Below are 15891 nucleotides of genomic sequence, written 5' to 3' on the forward strand. Positions count from 1 at the left end.
GAGATGAAAATGCGTAAATTATTATCCATCTTAGTCAGTCTATCATTGGTTCTTTCTTCCTTCTTTATGTTGGCTTCCGCGGTTAGCGCGGAATCGAAATTCAAAATTACTGAGGATGCGGATATCGCCGCAAAAATAAAGGCTTTTACGGAAATCAAGGCTTTGTTCACGGACAAGACGGATCTTAAAGCAGTTCAACAATTTTACGTAGATAAGTTCCAAACGGATGTTAAACGAATTGACGCTATCATCAAGCCTGACGATCCTAAGATCGATGAGAATATTTCTTTTGTGCTGGACAATGCCATTAAAGGAACGCTTTCTGCGGGTCAAGCTAAGCAAGCTGTAGATAAAGGGCTCCAATGGTACTTCTACTTCAGTTTGCGTGATTTGATCAGCAAGAATGTAAGACCGGCACTGGCGAAAGAAGATTTCAATTCCGCAAAGACTGAATTTTACAAGGTCGTGCAAATTTATGAAGATGTCATTCAAAGTACAGTAACCAAACGGGATAGTGCGTACGGACTAGACATGGTCGGCATTCTGAAAGGAACAATCGAGCAGCTGCTGAAGGATCTAGAAGATAAGAATGTAAATGATTTCAACGTGCATCGGCAAGTTTTGGATAAAACAATAATCAAAACTTACACGCTTGCAACCTTTACTTATGCAACGAACATTCCTACCAAGCCTGTCGCTGACCAGCCGACTGCCGTTACGGAAGGCTACTTCCTTTTCCTCCCTGTATACACCTATTTAAGAGGAGGAAGCGTGGAGGATGCAAATTACGTTTTGAATGCATTCGCATCTGGAGATGCTAGTAAAGTGGATAAAGAAAAAATTCAGGCAGCTCTACAGCGTACGATGATTGGCAAAGTATCTGAGTACGTAACGAATGCATTTACGAAATTAGCTGACGGTGATCTGCAAGGCGCACGCGGCTATGCAATGGAAGGCAATATGTTCTTGTCTACACAGGAAGTATTCTTCACGAAGGAAGAATATGCAGCAGCAGCGGCGTATGCACAGCAGTTCGCTGACGCTATCGATAAGTCGGATCTTCCTGCAGCTAAAGCTGCTTCCTTTAAAATGCTGAAGTACCTTGTAGTGAAAGACGGCACTCAAATTGCAGTCAATGAAAAAACGTATAAGGTCGATGGACAGTCCCGTACGGCGGTAAGCGCCCCTTATATCAATAAGAAGACTTCCCGGACACTGGTTCCCGTTCGCTTAATTGCAGATGCGATCAATGCTGAAGTAAGCTACGCGAATAATACGAAGACGGTTACGATTGTAAAAGACGGCAAAAAGACCGAGCTGAAGGTTGGTTCCGATCAAATCGTTCAAGACGGTAAACTTAACGAAACGGTTAAGCTGGACCAGTCGGTCGTTGTGGAGAAAGGCAGCTCGTTTATTCCACTGCGCGCAGTCGCTGAGTTGTTCGGAAAAGGCGTTTTCTACGAAAAGAATGAAATCATTATTCTCAGATAATTCATAATCTCGTAACGGGAGACGCCTGCGCATATAACGCAGGTGTCTTCCGCCATTATATTTTACAAAAAGAACGGGGGCTTAAAGATGAATTTGCAGTCCTTTCTGATTACGTTTCGTGAAGCGCTCGAAGCCATTTTAATTGTGGGTGTTATCATGACCTATCTAAAGAGGATTGGCCAGACGCAGTGGAACAAATGGGTTTGGGTCGGAGTTGTCCTCGCGCTGGCGGCGAGCTATGGCACCGCATTAGTGTTTCAAACGGTATTAACCGGATTCGGAACGATGGGCAGCCAAAATTATTTGAAGATTGGCATTATGCTCGTCTCCTGCGTACTTCTATCTCATATGGTCTTATTCATGAGCCAGCAAAGCCGGAATTTGCAAGGACAGGTCGAGAATAAAATAGCCTCGATCCTTACCGTCGGCGGGGTGCTGAATATGATTATCCATTCCTTCCTGGTTGTCGTAAGGGAAGGCGTGGAAACCGTGTTTTTTTTCGCTGCGATTACAGGCGGAGATATCCAATTAGCGTTGCAAAGCTGGGGGGCGTTGTTCGGGCTCATATTAGCTTTCGTTGTAGGCTATTTATTTTTTAAAGGAACGAAAAAAATTCAGCTTAAAACCTTTTTCCGTATCACCAGCATATTCCTCGTCATGATTGCAGGAGGGCTGCTTGTACAAGCTGTCGGGATCTTGCAGGATATCGGAATGATGGGCACACTCTTCAAAACGCCTGGCGGCGAGGTTGGCGAGATTTACAACCTGACTGCGTTCATGCCTGAGCATCCTCTTGACGAAATGCAGTACATTCGCGATAACGGCGAGCAACCCTTGATTAACGGGCAAGTTGGCATTTTCTTTAAAGCATTTCTCGGCTATACACAAAATCCATCCATTGAAGAATTTGTCCTATACTGGGCATATTATCTGATAATACTCATTCTGCTTGGTTTTCAGAAAAAACGATACGAGAACACGCAGTCTACAGAGTCTCTATAAGGAGCGTGGGGAAGATGAAAATCGGAATCATAGGCTTTGGCCATGTCGGTAAAGCGATGTTCAAACTATTCCCGGATGCGACGGTTTACGACGAGCCTTTGGGAATGGGGAGCCGGGAGGAGCTTTCCTGCTGCGATGCCGCATTTATATGCGTGCCCACGCCTGAAGCTGCAGACGGCAGCTGCGACACCGCTACTGTGAAGGAAGTACTAACTTGGCTGGATGCCTCGGTTATTATTATTCGATCTACCGTCCCCGTTGGTTTCACCGACAGTCAGATTGAGGCAACAGGCAAAAGGATTGTCTTTCAGCCCGAATATTACGGAGAAACGGCAGCGCATCCGTTCACGGACCTCGTTGCGAGAAGCTGGCTGACGCTTGGCGGTTCATCAGGGGATGTTAACCTTGCCGTAAAAGCTTATCAAAGCGTATGCAACGCAGAGGTTAAATTCGTGCTAACGGAGGCTCGTACCGCGGAGCTGGCGAAATATATGGAAAATTGCTATTTGGCGCTGAAGGTAACTTTTTGCAATGAATTTTACGATATTGCGCAAGCTTTTGATGTCGATTACTCCAGGCTGAGGGAAGTGTGGCTGGAAGATCCAAGAATAGGCAGAAGCCACACCTTCGTCTACGAGGACAATCGCGGCTTCTCCGGAAAGTGTCTTCCTAAGGACTTGAACGCGATTCTCCATCAAGCGGACGAGAAAGGCATAAATGTAGGATTAATGCGGTCTCTGCGGCTTAGAAATGAACAATTTATTAAAAATAATGATTGAATGGCATACGGTTATCGAATAAAATATATATAATAATGATAATCATTTTCAATAAAAGGAAAGTATAACCTATACAAATGTTACGGCCAATATCAGGACATGGCTTTAGTCCTGCGGGGGGAAAAGGCGTAATGAAAAAAGTATTGCTAATTGAAGACGAGAAAAATATGTCGCGATTTATCGAGCTTGAACTTCAGCACGAGTCTTTCTCTGTAACGGTTGCTTCTGAAGGCCATGTAGGGCTGAACTTTGCGCTCACTGAAGATTGGGATATTATTCTCCTCGATATTATGCTGCCTGGCATGGATGGTCTCGAGATATGCCGGCGGGTTCGTTCCCATAAATACACGCCTATTATTATGATAAGCGCAAGAGACAGCGTGTCGGAACGTGTACACGGACTGGACTGCGGAGCTGACGATTATTTGCCAAAACCGTTTGCTATAGAAGAGCTGCTGGCACGGATGAGGGTAGTGTTTCGAAGACAGCGGGAATTGTACAAGGAAGATGTGAATGATCGGCTTCCCATCCTCGCCTATTTGGATTTGAGCCTGGACCCCAATAGAAGAATGGTTTGCCGAGCGGGTATGCCGATCGAACTGACCAAACGCGAATATGATCTGCTCACGGTGTTTTTAAGCAATACGAACCGGGTGCTTAACCGTGAGACATTGTTGGATAAAGTATGGGGCTATGAGGTAGCGGTTGATACGAATGTTGTGGATGTATACGTTAGATATTTGCGTCGCAAGATCGACTATCCGGGTGAAACCAGCTATATACAAACCTTGAGAGGGATCGGATACGTGATGAGAAAATGAGCTTGAAAAAATGGACGAGCTTCTTCTTTCGAATGCCGATTAAGTTCAAGCTGACATTATGGTCAACCGTGCTCATTATGGTGCTGTTCGTCGGATATAACACGCTGCAGTACATGATTATGGAGAAATGGATTATTCATCGCGAGAAGAAGAACGTGCAGCACAGCATGAATGAAATTTTGAACTATTTTCTCGAACAGGAAGAGGAATTTAAGCCCGAAAACAAGGTGAATATAAGGAATTATTTGGATAAAATAAATCGAGACGATCAACGGATTCGCATCATTGGAGCCGATAATATTCCCCTCATAACGATAACCAATAACGTGCCGGACGATTGGATGAAGCACCAATCAAACTCGCAGCAAGAGATTAGTATTTACAGGCAGGACGGATACTCCTTATTGGTCATGAAAAGTCCTCTAACGATATTCGAGTTTTCCGGCTCAGTGGAAATTGTAAAGAGCTTGGCACAATTCGAGGATTTAACAAAGACAATATCACGGGTTATGTTTTATTTCGCTTTAGGCGCAGTCTTGTTAAGTTTTTTGGTCGGTTGGCTGCTTACACGAAGTATGCTTAAGCCGCTGCAGGCGATGGCTCAGACTATGAGAGACATCAAGAACAAGGGGATGCAGGAAAGAATGCGGCCTGCTTTAAATGGAGATGAAATATCAACATTAATGATGATGTTTAACGATATGATGGACCAGGTAGAGGATTCATTCCGTCAGCAAAGCAGGTTTGTCGAGGATGCTTCCCACGAGCTGAGGACGCCAGTGGCCATCATCGAAGGCCATCTAGCTCTGCTGCGCAGATGGGGGAAGGAAGACCCTGTTATTTTGAGCGAATCGCTTGATGCCTCACTTCAAGAGTTTGCAAGGCTAAAGGGGCTTGTCTTGGAATTGCTGGCCTTATCTCGCGCTGAGCAGGATATTCATGTCTACGAGTCATTGCAGACCAATCCTTCGAAAGTAATAGAAAGAATTGTAGATCGCTTCGCTCTGATTCATCCTGATTTCGAACTGGAAACCGATTTGGAGCGGATTGCTGGCACGAGCTTGATGATTTCCAACGAGCATCTGGAGCAAATTTTACTCATTATTTTAGACAATGCCGTTAAATACTCTCTGCAGCATAAAGTCATATCCGTCAAAGCCTACGCGAGTGAGCAACAGATGGCTATTGAAATCGTCGATTATGGCATGGGGATTCCTGCTAAGGATTTACCGTACGTTACGGACAGGTTCTATCGAGTAGATAAAGCAAGAAGCCGTGACCAAGGCGGCAATGGGCTAGGTCTTGCAATTGCCAAGAGATTGATTGACCGCTATCAGGGTACGCTTGCCCTCCGTTCCGAGGAGCTTTCCGGTACAACGGTAACCATCAGCTTGCCTTGTCTAGTTCACGAATAGAAACCGGGTACGGTAAAAGATTGAGGAGGAAGAAGCTTGAGAAAGTTGTTGATCGTATTATTTCTTTCTATCGTCTGTACGGCATGCGGGCTTGGAGGCGGCAGCGGGGAACCTCAAAATCATTCCGAGCCAATTGTACAAGAAACAGATAAGGAACACGGCGATGTCACGGTATATACGGCTAGGCATTATGAGGCCGATTCTGTCATGTTCGATGCTTTTACGGAGAAAACAGGAATAAAGGTCAATGAAATCAAAGGCACGGCGGAGGAATTGGTAGCTCGGATAAAGCAGGAGGGAGAGGATTCCGAGGCGGATTTGTTCTTTACCGTTGACGGAGGCGTCTTAAACTATGCCAAGGGCGAGAATGTGCTGCAGCCGCTGCGCTCCAAAGTTATTGACCAGCAAGTACCGGCCAAGTGGCGTGATCCGGAAGATGTCTGGATTGGCGTTGCTACGCGAGCCCGGGTCATCGTGTATGCGAAGGATAGGGTTAATCCGGAGGAATTATCGACATACGAAAGCTTGACTGATGAAAAGTGGAAGGGCAAAGTGCTGGTTAGATCGTATTCCAATCTATATAACCAGTCATTGCTTGCTTCATTTATTTCTATAAACGGAGAAGAGCAAGCGGAGCAGTGGGCCAGAGGAATCGAGAACAACTTCGCGCGTAAGCCGGAAGGCGGGGATCGCGACCAAGCTAGTGCCATTGCTGAAGGCATCGGTGATGTGGCTATTATGAATACTTATTATGTGGGGCAGCTTGCCGCCTCTAAAGATGCCGAAGAAGTTCGAATAGCGGAAGGCTTGGGTGTTTTTTTCCCAAATCAGGAGACGACGGGTACACATCTCAACATCAGCGGAATCGGACTCGTTCGCCATTCGAAGAACAGAGACAATGCTTTAAAGCTGGTTGAATATATGACTAGTAAGGAAGGCCAAACGCTATTGGTGCATGGGAGTTATGAATTCCCGGTCAATGAAGAAGCAGAGGTGCCAGCGCCTATCAAATCCTGGGGGGCTTTCAAGTCGCAGCAGCTTGATTTCGCTGATATGGAAGTTTACCGGCAAAAGGCGATTGAAATCTTTAAAAGAGTGAATTGGACTTGATAACGTAATTAGGTGATGAAAGTCATTGCTGAGATCTTATGATGAAAGAAATGAAGAGTATGCTCTGAGTGAAGTTGACTTTTGAATGCAGTCACTTTTCCATGGGAGGGGCTGGCAAATTGGAAGATACATTATTTGTGAAGATAGTTATTCCTGAGGAGATCGTTACACTTCAGAACATTAAAAAATGGATAGATGGAATAGTATTATTTAGCCCTAATAAGATGAGGACTAAACTAACTGAACGTAAGTTCGATGTAAACCAACTTTATAGAGAACTAGAGAAGTTATTTTCGGATGAGGACGTTTATTTTCAATTAGATTTAAAAGATGATACGAGTTCCTTTACCTTAACAAAAGGCGTTCTTCAACTTCCTTCGATCCTTTGTATGTTTAGCAAGTCTGTCTATGAAAAAACTTCAATTAATGAAATTGCGAACAAATTTACTGATTTTTTTCAGATGTATAATGGAATAGTCGGCTATGCAGTTTCTTGTGAAGATCAGAATTGGCAAAACCAAACGGAAATTGGAGCGTTTATAAAAGCTAATAAACCCTTGGAACAAGTTACATTTAAGCCGCATTTCATTCTTAAAGACAAAGAAAATGATCGATAAGGAATCTCTCCCAGGACATAATCATTTTACGAAGGAAGGGATTTGGTTTGGATCTACATGGAGAATGTGGTTTGGACATAAGTATTTCTCATTTATCCCAAAAGATAAATTACTTGCATTTTCAGATGGTTATAAAAATTTGGAATTAAACGATGGATCAGTCAGCATTATTCTGTATAAGAATATCTGGGAATATGACAGCCCATTGAATAGGGAGATCCAATGGAAATTCCGTAAGATCGTTGGTATTGACGAGGTTGCACATAAAGCAACAAACAAATCAAAATAACACTATGCAAAGAATCCAAGAACTAGTGCTACTCTAACCAAGTTAACTGAATTAATGGGGAACTATAGTTGTACACAGGGGGAATACTATGGGGACAGTAATGTTATGCTACGTTGAGCAGATGTTTTTCCGACGTGACGATATCTTAAAACAAAATGGAGTCTGGGTCTCTCTAGATAAGTGGAAGAAGAACGATTATGCAGTATTGTACCCTGAACGAAAGTAATCAAAAATATGTAGCACGCTGTGTCGTGATTTCCTCGAAGGAAAAGAGGTATATTATTCGTTCTAGAGACGGTTCTAATGGTCGCTGAACGTTACCCTTAAGGTTACCCAACAAAAAAGTCCTTATAGCAGAGAAGGTATCGGATGGAACTTCATGAGTTTGTCCCGCACGTACAGTCAAAAGATGACTTAATTAGGTTCATATTCGAACTCCGTTCAGGCTAAGATATAAATAAAGAAAATTGGGAGAACCCGTCATTAGAACGTTACGAGACACGATAGATGAAAAGATTCATTTTTAGGGTAGGTGAGAAATTAAATGCAGTATTTTTAGGTATTGTTCCTCCAAATGAGTACAATGAACAAATAGTCAAATTTCAAAATCGTTGGACTAGTAATCGCATTTTGGATGTGGCGGAGCCTCATATCACAGTAAAAGCCCAAGGAGGACTTACTCAGGACTTGGTCTGGATGGATAAAATCAAAGAGACATGTTCTTCGTTTTCGTCTTTTCAGCTATCACTCTCTGAAACGGCGTCGTTCGGCAGCTCTGTTGTCTACATAAGCGTTAAATCAAATATGATTTTTGAGCTGCATAGGCGTTTGGTTGAAGCCGTAAAGCCCTCGCAGGAACATATCGAAAGATATTTTGAATTGGACAGTTACATACCTCATTTGACATTGGGGCAAACATATTGGGGCATGAATGAACAAGAAATAGAAGAGATGAAATCCGAGTCAAGAAATGCGTTAGACCCTTTTCCAACCTTTACTGTGACGCACGTTCGGGTATATAAAAAGTCGTACCTGATAAGTACGTACCTTATGAAGATATTCAATTAGTTTAATCTCTTGTACAAACTTAAACCATTACGCCAAAGGGAAACGATAGTTCATAAAATAGCGGCAGTCTAGGACTTTATTTTCTCGTCCATGGCTGCCGCTGTTCCTTTTATTGGGGTCAGTCTAATACTTTATTTTTTTTCAACACTTTATTTATTTTAGAGCACCACCATGCCGCTATTGATTAAGAGAACACAAAGTTTTTCATTGTAACACACCGTAAAGTATACAACCAGAAAGAAAATATTCATCCGGCAATGCCAACTCTCCCTAAAAAGAATAAAAGGTGCACTACTGCTGGTTTTTTCTAACCATTAACACATAGAAGACGTTTACATACAAATTTTTGCTGGTTTAATGCTCTTATAAAAGATATTTATAATACATATGAGACTAACAAAAAGGAGAGATAATAGATTATGAAAAAAGGATTTAAAACAAAAATCGCAATCTTGATGTTAGCCGTCAGTTTGCCAGCTTCCTCATTATTAGCGAGTGTCGATGCTGCTTCATCTGTAGAAGCCAAAAGAAATAAGGTTGTCCAAACAGCACTGTCTTTGAAAAATAAGGTCGAATATGTAAACTGGAAAAATAGACAAGAAACCCGTGCACCATATAGAACAGACTGTTCGGGCTAAATAGATAACCGTAGACTTCGTGTTGCTTCAGTATGGCAGCTCGCTGTTGAAGCACATGCTTCTTAAGCGTTGTCATCCCCAACATCATCATGTATCTTCCTAACCTTCTTGTCTTTTTTGGTGTGATGACTGATTACCAGTTACTGACTTGAACTGCATAGGTCATATTTGTTAGTACTGGCTTGTTCATTATAGGTATATTCTTTGGTATACGTCTATGGGGGAAAATGTAGAAATTTGTAGAAAACGCCTGGTAAATTGGACCAATGGGTTTTAGCAGGAAATTGGTTCTTTTTATTCCAAAGATGTCTTAGCAGGGTAATACCAGCGTAGCTGTCACAGAGATCGGAGTATCCGCGCTGAAAGGATAAGGAGCTGTCTGGCGAGTACGAAGCGCCATTCGTAGCGGATGCGCGAGCGATATGAGGCGGAGAAGGAACGGAAGGGAGCGCGGTTTGGCCGCCCGATTGGGGAAGATTAACCGTCGAAACGCGGGTTTATGATCAAAGGTGTGCTCCTCGAAAGATAACACGCTACAGCTTGAAGCCAGGGCAAAAATCTTTAGTGGTGGAGCTGCTGCACTAATACCGTTACTGATGTTCATGCGCTAACCAAACGTAGGAGTTAACAGCATAACACAAACCGCCATCCTTACCCCTTCAGCACGAGTCGGAGACGATGGCAGCTCCCCGCTGCCGATCGCACCGCATCGTCGACGAAGTGGCGTTTCCTTACATACTCTTTATCTACCATACCGTAGATGCCCTTTCCCCCTTGCTGCTGATCTTCATTCAGCATAACAGGGACTTGGCTGTGGTCAACATTTACATTAGCAAACGCTATGCAAGTGATACACTTTTAGATTAGCCAATACACTTAGTGCAGTTCATCAGTCTTCAACCGTATCTTGGTATATTTTTTATAATAAAATCCCACAGACAAGATGAACAGTAACAAATAAATGTACCAATGAGCTAGTATCTTTATTTGAAATGAGATTTTAATTGGAATTGAAAGCATGAAGAATTGAAGGTAATACCCCAATTTTTGAGCACCAGATAATTTATCTGAGCTTATATATATTCCTCTACTAATGAAGAAGAAAATGAAAAAAGATACAAATGCTAATCCCAGGCTTCCTTTAGATTCGTTTTGTATGCCAATTTCTATGAAAAATAATAAGGAAGTAAAAATGAGCAATAGGCAGCCGTCAATTGTATCTATAAGGAAGTGTATTTTTGAGTTGCCTACAGGGAATTCTTCCAAATGAGATTGTTTTACTACAGGACGTTCTAATTGTATAGTTAAAAAAGATACTATGCATATGAGATATGAAATGTCAGGAAACTCATTTTTTGAAACATGCATATATCTGACAAGTACTAAATCACTAAGTAATAGTAGAATTAGAACTACGACAAAAACCCGTATAAAACTAGTTATATAATCTGCGCTTCTAGATAATCTTATTAGTTGTGTGATTAAAAGAGTTTTATTCTTTGAACTTAACAGTGGAATACATTTTCTAATTAATATGCTAATTTTCTGGGAAAAATCAAAATATAATTTTGAATGTGTATTTTGCTTATTCATAAGAGTGTTAACTATAGCGGGTCCTATGAGCAATCCAGTAATTGCCACTATTAAAATGATGTATCCGGTCATTGTAGGAGAAAATTGAAATGTCGAAAAGGAAAGGATTTGTTTTTTTGTTAGAACATAAACCGTTATTAAGAAACAAAGGATCAGTAAAGAAACCCAGACCCGTAAATTTTTGAACGTTTTTAACAAAGCAAATAAAAAGTCAAAATAAACACGCGAGAACCGTAATGACTCCAACAAAACAACAAAGACGAAGATGTCCATGGGATTAGTGCCATAATAAGAAAAAACTATAATTACTAAAAGATATTCAAGTAAATGTGCAACGTCTAAAAAGTTAGTTAGGTGGACCTTATAATAAAAAACTGTAGGATTTATAGGTGTAGTACCCAAAAATGTAGTCAGTTTATCTATGCTATTTAAGACAGCCGAAGTGAAAAATAAAATGATTATATGTAATAAAAGATGAATGCCCACGTAATATTCCATCACTTTTTCTGTACCAAGGTGCTTTATTCCAAAAAGGACAAGGAAAAGTATAAAGCCAAGGTTTGAAATATTAATAAGAAATTGTTTTGTAATACTTCGCTTTGGGTCATCATAAGCTATTTCTAAAAGCCGCCGGTACATTGATATTTTCATGATGAACCTTCTTGGACAGGAATGATATTATTATTAACAAGTTCAAAAGTGCAATCTGAAACTTCTTCGCCATACTCACGTATATGTGTTGTGATAAGGTTACCTTGTCCGTTCTTTTTTCTCTTTAAGAAGGAATTTTGTATAAATACTACAGCATCGTTATCTAATCCTTCAAAGATTTCATCACAAACTAACAGTTTTGGTGATATAAGCATAGCGGCGATGAATTGTATCTTTTTCTTAGTTCCAAATGAAAGCTGGGAAATTAGGCTGGTAAGTTCCTTTCTAACATTTAAATCCTCAGCTAATTGACTAATAAGTTCTTTTTGATGACTCTGTAACGTATAGATATCTTGAACAAACAAAAAAAATTCATTTGGGGTTAAAAGATTAATGAATTGCTGATGATCTGAAGAAATGAAGAAAGCATTCTTTCTAAGATTGATTCTATCAGCTATTGGTATTCCATCAATTTCAATCGATCCCGAATCAATCTTTTCATATCGGAGTAAACAGTTTAGAAAAACACTTTTTCCGACACCATTGGCTCCCCTTAAAACATAGATTGAGGCAGAAGGCATTTTAAAGTTAACAGCATGCAATACTAATTTTTTACCGAAACTTTTTGAAACATTTTGGACATTAATTAGATTGTATTTTTGACAAATTGGCATAATTGACATCTTCAACATCAATTCCTTATAATGTTTTAAGAAGGTAAAGTCAGAGACTTTTAGCTTTGATTTTATCTTATAGGCACTTTGCTTAGCGTACTTTGCGCTAAGCTTTTTTTTTATTCGATTCCGAAAGCTGCTTTCAGTGCTTCATAGACAACTTCGACATAAGCTGACTTCTCAAGAAGCCATTTGGTTGCTGCCCAGTAACCAGCATCCCAAGCTGCTTTAAAGCTCGACCATAAAGAGCCAAGAGCATTTTTAATTACATCCCAAGCCCTATTACCATATTTTACGATATAAGCAAGAATTCTTGCAATCATTTCATTTACCTCCTTTGATATTAGTCTCTGACTTCACCCATAGCAAATACTATATTTGCATGAAATTTTTGTCAATTGCATTTAGACGAAATTGACATTTTTAGAAAATGCTTGTAATATTTCAAACATGTGTGGTACTGTATGTCGAAACATAGGAGAGGAATGGTTCGAATGAAGAGAGTGTTTGAGATAGTAAGTACTATCGGAATAATTGGTTATCTTATTTGTCGCATCTTTTTTTATGAGGAAGCTGTCACAGCAAGATATATTTTTTCAGGTATTGTGATAGTAGGACTTATAGGAAGAATATACTTTTGGGTAGGGAAGCTTAAACATGATTCTAAGTGATAAAGAAAAAAAGGTGCTCCTACTTATTTCACAAGAAAAAGGAAATAAAGAAATTGCATCTATACTCGATATTTCAAAGCGTATGGCAGACTACCATGTAACCTCTATAATAAGTAAGTTTAAAGTAACGACAAGGGTAGGAGCCGTTGTATTTGCTCTACAAAATCGGATACTCACTGTAGAGGAAATCAGAAAAGAAGATACCAACGGGTTAACGAATATATAGCAGGAGGGCATCAATGTTAGGGATCCTATTAAAGGAATATGTAGGTTTCATTAAAGGTATAAAATCCATGTTTCTAGTAGCATTTATTACCCTTGTATCTATTTGGGCAGCTCGGTTCACTTCAAGTAATTCCCTTTTTCAAAGTGAGGTAGGAGGGACGGAAAATACAGCTCTTGCTGGTTTATCTTTTATTTTGTTTATACTTGGAGCACTGTTTATATACATATTATCTCACGATATCGTAAACAGAGACATTGAGTTACAAAGAATAAGACTCCTCATAACTAAGACATCTCGAAGAAATATCATAATTGGTAAGTTTTTGTCCGTTTGGTTTTTTTGGATAAGCGTAACATTAGTTTCGTTTGTGGCCGTGTCTATATTGACGAAAACATTTCTCATAAAAGAACTATTAATTCTATGGCTTTTTATAGCTTTCCATTCTAGTGTATCTGTGATGATTTCCACTTTAATCGTAAATCATTCGTACACTGTTATAATCAGTTTGTTTTTAGGTTTGGCTATGCCGGCAGCAGGTATTTGGAGTACATTGAATTCTTCAGTTACTGCTCAGATTTTGCGCTATGTACTTCCTTATTATTCCATGTCGGAAAATCAAACTTTACTTGTTTTTACTTTATTGGAAGTCATTATAGTGCTTATAATCTCAGTAAAAGCAATAGAGAGAAGGGAGCTCTGATAATGAGTGTATTAACCGTAAATGGATTAACTAAAGAATACAAAAACAAAAAAGTTGTTAATGAAATTAGTTTCTCATTAGAGAAAGGCGAGATTTTTGCCTTTTTAGGCAGGAATGGTGCTGGAAAGAGTACTACAATTAATATGCTTACAGGGATTTTACCTCCTACTTCTGGCAGTGTTGAAATTTTTAATATGTCTTATAAAGCCATAGACAAGTTTAAACAACGTATTGGAGTTCTACCGGATAATAGTAATTATTACAATGATATGACAGCCCTTCAACATATGTTTTTTTTTGCAAGGGTTAAAGGACTTAGCCCTAAACGAGAAGACTTGGTTCAGTTATTAAATGATGTTGGATTAGGTGAGTATCATAAAAAGAAAGCAGGCCAATTTTCATTAGGTATGAAAAAGAAATTGGGTATCGCCCAAGCGTTAATTGGCCACCCTGAATTATTATTTCTTGATGAACCTACATCTACACTTGATATAGAGTCTTCTATTCATATCCGAAGCCTTATAGAGAGGCTTGCTTCCCAAGGCACTACAATTTTTATGACTTCACACAATCTAGATGAAGTAGAAAAGCTTTGTAATCGCATAGCGATTCTTCATCAAGGAAAAATAGAAAAAATGGGTACTCTCCAGGAATTGCAAACAACCCATACGAAAGATATGAAAGTGAAAATGAAGTGCACATATGATAAAGAAGAAAATTTCAAGCAATGGTCAAGTAAGATTAAGCTATTAGCTGAGATAACCAGGGTAGATGGCGAATGTATTGAATTAATTGTAACCCAAGAAGAGAACATTCCTGAGATTGTTGAAGAGGCGATTCATCATCATTTGAAAATCTTCCGCTTAGAAGTCGACACGACTTCACTAGAAGCAATTTTTATTAATCATGAATAGAAGGGGTTTTAGTAACAACATCGGAAGTCCGGATGTATCTCTCCATGCGAAGCTTGTTTTCTTCACCTGTGATATGATACAGCGTCATTCCAACTTCAATGAGCTGATTTCCCGGAACCCTCTTTCGAAAGGTTCGGAAGGGGGTTCCGAATGATATGCAAAGGATAGCTTCGGCCCCCGCGAATGCTATTTCCGGGGTCGCTTGGGTTCGTGTTCTGCTGTCTCGTCTCCATCCGCCCTCCCCGATTTCTCCAACATGATTCGGGTAGCGCCAGCGTAATTTCTTCGTATATTGGTTCATCAACCAACAGGGATCTAGGTGGGAGCGGTAGTAGGGCCTTTCACGGGAAATCGATCGCTCACCCTTTAAGGGAACTTACCTTGCTTGGGCGAATAAAAAAGGGAACCCTTAAAACGGAGGGTTCCCAAAAAAGTTAAAAGTTTATCTAAGCGAAATACTGTTATCTAGGGGTAGAACCAGCGAAGCTGTCACCAAATGCCAACCTTCATACACATTTAACTTAAATATGAACGAACGATTACCGCTGGAAAGTGAGCTGCTGGGTAGAAAAAGTACGACGACAAGGTGATAAGAAGATTGATTTAAAACTTTATTTCAAAGTGTTGAAAATGCCATAACTTCGATCGTCAGTCCTGTTTCATTAAATTGAACCACTTGTCCGTGCACATGTCCCGCTAACCAGTTATGAATTATGTGCCAAATCAATTCCCTATCCCAATTTTCAAATAATAACGGTTTATGATAACAAAATAGAAATTGGAAAAGAAGGGAGAATGGGGTTTCATGTGCTGAGAATACTGAGAATAATTAATATTTGGGCAATTTGGTTTTCCTTTATATGTTGGGGAATGTTCTTTTCATTATCTCAACACGATTTTGCTCTATTAATTGAAAATGGTACTGGGATTGATCCTTTTAATATTTTGTTAACGATGTCGATAGTAGCAGCACTGGTTTTAAGTATCGTAATATTACTTATGTCCGCATATATTGTGTTTGTAGGTGGACTATTCGATGAAAAAAGCTGAACCAGGGTTCAGCTTTTTTTCATATAGTCCTTAGCCTTTATTTCTATTTTTTCATTTTTGCAGATCGGTTAAACACCCTTATTGTGGACACTGCACCTCTTATTCGATGTCGATCGTAAAATTGCTTTAATTTTCTGCCATTTACTCTAAAATGAACGTTTCGAACTTGATCAGACTTTAAC

Annotated in this window: 16 protein-coding genes; 13 read left to right on the forward strand and 3 right to left on the reverse strand. The window is 40.0% G+C overall.

The features are described from left to right. Nucleotides 1–9 precede the first annotated feature (9 nt). The 10 genes from AC1TPC_RS21625 (at nt 10) to AC1TPC_RS21670 (ending at nt 9230) form a co-directional block, all read left to right on the forward strand. Nucleotides 10–1491, forward strand: coding sequence for a stalk domain-containing protein (locus AC1TPC_RS21625; RefSeq protein ID WP_482068872.1), 1482 nt, complete (start codon nt 10–12; stop codon nt 1489–1491). 87 nt (nt 1492–1578) lie between these two features. Further along, nucleotides 1579–2493 carry an FTR1 family iron permease gene (locus tag AC1TPC_RS21630; protein WP_482068873.1) on the forward strand — a complete coding sequence of 305 codons (915 nt, stop codon included), beginning with the start codon at nt 1579–1581 and terminating at the stop codon, nt 2491–2493. Between the two features lie 14 nt (nt 2494–2507). Next, entirely contained in the window at nt 2508–3272 is a 765-nt protein-coding gene (locus AC1TPC_RS21635; protein ID WP_482068874.1) for a Rossmann-fold NAD(P)-binding domain-containing protein, read from the forward strand. 131 nt (nt 3273–3403) lie between these two features. Next, nucleotides 3404–4093, forward strand: coding sequence for a response regulator transcription factor (locus tag AC1TPC_RS21640; RefSeq protein ID WP_482068875.1), 690 nt, complete (start codon nt 3404–3406; stop codon nt 4091–4093). Between the two features lie 2 nt (nt 4094–4095). Further along, a complete protein-coding gene (locus tag AC1TPC_RS21645; protein ID WP_482068876.1) occupies nt 4096–5508 on the forward strand; it encodes a HAMP domain-containing sensor histidine kinase in 1413 nt (470 codons plus the stop codon). A 36-nt stretch (nt 5509–5544) separates the two neighbouring features. After that, complete coding sequence (locus tag AC1TPC_RS21650; protein WP_482068877.1) at nt 5545–6618, forward strand: Fe(3+) ABC transporter substrate-binding protein; 1074 nt, start codon at nt 5545–5547, stop codon at nt 6616–6618. A 119-nt stretch (nt 6619–6737) separates the two neighbouring features. Next, nucleotides 6738–7235: a hypothetical protein gene (locus tag AC1TPC_RS21655; protein ID WP_482068878.1), complete on the forward strand. Its 498-nt coding sequence runs from the start codon at nt 6738–6740 to the stop codon at nt 7233–7235. After that, a complete protein-coding gene (locus tag AC1TPC_RS21660; RefSeq protein ID WP_482068879.1) occupies nt 7225–7524 on the forward strand; it encodes a hypothetical protein in 300 nt (99 codons plus the stop codon). Before AC1TPC_RS21655 ends, AC1TPC_RS21660 begins: the two co-directional genes overlap by 11 nt. A gap of 507 nt (nt 7525–8031) precedes the next feature. Further along, complete coding sequence (locus AC1TPC_RS21665; protein WP_482068880.1) at nt 8032–8592, forward strand: 2'-5' RNA ligase family protein; 561 nt, start codon at nt 8032–8034, stop codon at nt 8590–8592. 419 nt (nt 8593–9011) lie between these two features. Continuing rightward, on the forward strand, nt 9012–9230 hold the full coding sequence (locus tag AC1TPC_RS21670) for a hypothetical protein (RefSeq protein ID WP_482068881.1): 219 nt from the start codon (nt 9012–9014) through the stop codon (nt 9228–9230). 876 nt (nt 9231–10106) lie between these two features. On the opposite strand, the gene AC1TPC_RS21675 is transcribed toward AC1TPC_RS21670, so the two are convergent. The 3 genes from AC1TPC_RS21675 to AC1TPC_RS21685 all read right to left on the reverse strand — a co-directional run bounded on the left by AC1TPC_RS21675 (nt 10107) and on the right by AC1TPC_RS21685 (nt 12471). Beyond that, the gene (locus AC1TPC_RS21675) at nt 10107–11474 is read right to left on the reverse strand and encodes a hypothetical protein (RefSeq protein WP_482068882.1); all 1368 of its coding nucleotides are present in this window, start codon (nt 11472–11474) and stop codon (nt 10107–10109) included. Next, a complete protein-coding gene (locus AC1TPC_RS21680) occupies nt 11471–12157 on the reverse strand; it encodes an ATP-binding cassette domain-containing protein (protein WP_482068883.1) in 687 nt (228 codons plus the stop codon). The genes AC1TPC_RS21675 and AC1TPC_RS21680 overlap by 4 nt, the downstream gene beginning before the upstream one ends. Nucleotides 12158–12267: 110 nt before the next feature. After that, on the reverse strand, nt 12268–12471 hold the full coding sequence (locus AC1TPC_RS21685) for a hypothetical protein (RefSeq protein WP_482068884.1): 204 nt from the start codon (nt 12469–12471) through the stop codon (nt 12268–12270). A gap of 334 nt (nt 12472–12805) precedes the next feature. Between AC1TPC_RS21685 and AC1TPC_RS21690 the strand changes: the two genes are divergently transcribed. Genes AC1TPC_RS21690 through AC1TPC_RS21700 form a run of 3 tightly spaced genes read left to right on the forward strand, consistent with a single transcriptional unit; the run spans nt 12806 to nt 14659 of the window. Then, nucleotides 12806–13045 carry a response regulator transcription factor gene (locus AC1TPC_RS21690; protein ID WP_482068885.1) on the forward strand — a complete coding sequence of 80 codons (240 nt, stop codon included), beginning with the start codon at nt 12806–12808 and terminating at the stop codon, nt 13043–13045. Nucleotides 13046–13058: 13 nt separating this feature from the next. Continuing rightward, nucleotides 13059–13745 (forward strand): hypothetical protein, encoded by a 687-nt coding sequence (locus AC1TPC_RS21695; protein WP_482068886.1) that lies wholly within the window; start codon nt 13059–13061, stop codon nt 13743–13745. 2 nt (nt 13746–13747) lie between these two features. Continuing rightward, the gene (locus AC1TPC_RS21700; RefSeq protein WP_482068887.1) at nt 13748–14659 is read left to right on the forward strand and encodes an ABC transporter ATP-binding protein; all 912 of its coding nucleotides are present in this window, start codon (nt 13748–13750) and stop codon (nt 14657–14659) included. Nucleotides 14660–15891: the final 1232 nt, after the last annotated feature.

This window comes from Paenibacillus sp. Y280, from assembly GCF_056786335.1.

Excerpts from the sequence above, each read along its gene's own strand:
- AC1TPC_RS21690 (WP_482068885.1), top strand. The coding sequence starts at position 12,806 with ATGATTCTAAGTGATAAAGAAAAAAAGGTGCTCCTACTTATTTCACAA.
- AC1TPC_RS21675 (WP_482068882.1), bottom strand. The coding sequence starts at position 11,474 with ATGAAAATATCAATGTACCGGCGGCTTTTAGAAATAGCTTATGATGAC.
- AC1TPC_RS21680 (WP_482068883.1), bottom strand. The coding sequence starts at position 12,157 with ATGTCAATTATGCCAATTTGTCAAAAATACAATCTAATTAATGTCCAA.
- AC1TPC_RS21700 (WP_482068887.1), top strand. The coding sequence starts at position 13,748 with ATGAGTGTATTAACCGTAAATGGATTAACTAAAGAATACAAAAACAAA.
- AC1TPC_RS21670 (WP_482068881.1), top strand. The coding sequence starts at position 9,012 with ATGAAAAAAGGATTTAAAACAAAAATCGCAATCTTGATGTTAGCCGTC.
- AC1TPC_RS21660 (WP_482068879.1), top strand. The coding sequence starts at position 7,225 with ATGATCGATAAGGAATCTCTCCCAGGACATAATCATTTTACGAAGGAA.
- AC1TPC_RS21640 (WP_482068875.1), top strand. The coding sequence starts at position 3,404 with ATGAAAAAAGTATTGCTAATTGAAGACGAGAAAAATATGTCGCGATTT.
- AC1TPC_RS21685 (WP_482068884.1), bottom strand. The coding sequence starts at position 12,471 with ATGATTGCAAGAATTCTTGCTTATATCGTAAAATATGGTAATAGGGCT.
- AC1TPC_RS21635 (WP_482068874.1), top strand. The coding sequence starts at position 2,508 with ATGAAAATCGGAATCATAGGCTTTGGCCATGTCGGTAAAGCGATGTTC.
- AC1TPC_RS21630 (WP_482068873.1), top strand. The coding sequence starts at position 1,579 with ATGAATTTGCAGTCCTTTCTGATTACGTTTCGTGAAGCGCTCGAAGCC.
- AC1TPC_RS21625 (WP_482068872.1), top strand. The coding sequence starts at position 10 with ATGCGTAAATTATTATCCATCTTAGTCAGTCTATCATTGGTTCTTTCT.
- AC1TPC_RS21665 (WP_482068880.1), top strand. The coding sequence starts at position 8,032 with ATGAAAAGATTCATTTTTAGGGTAGGTGAGAAATTAAATGCAGTATTT.
- AC1TPC_RS21695 (WP_482068886.1), top strand. The coding sequence starts at position 13,059 with ATGTTAGGGATCCTATTAAAGGAATATGTAGGTTTCATTAAAGGTATA.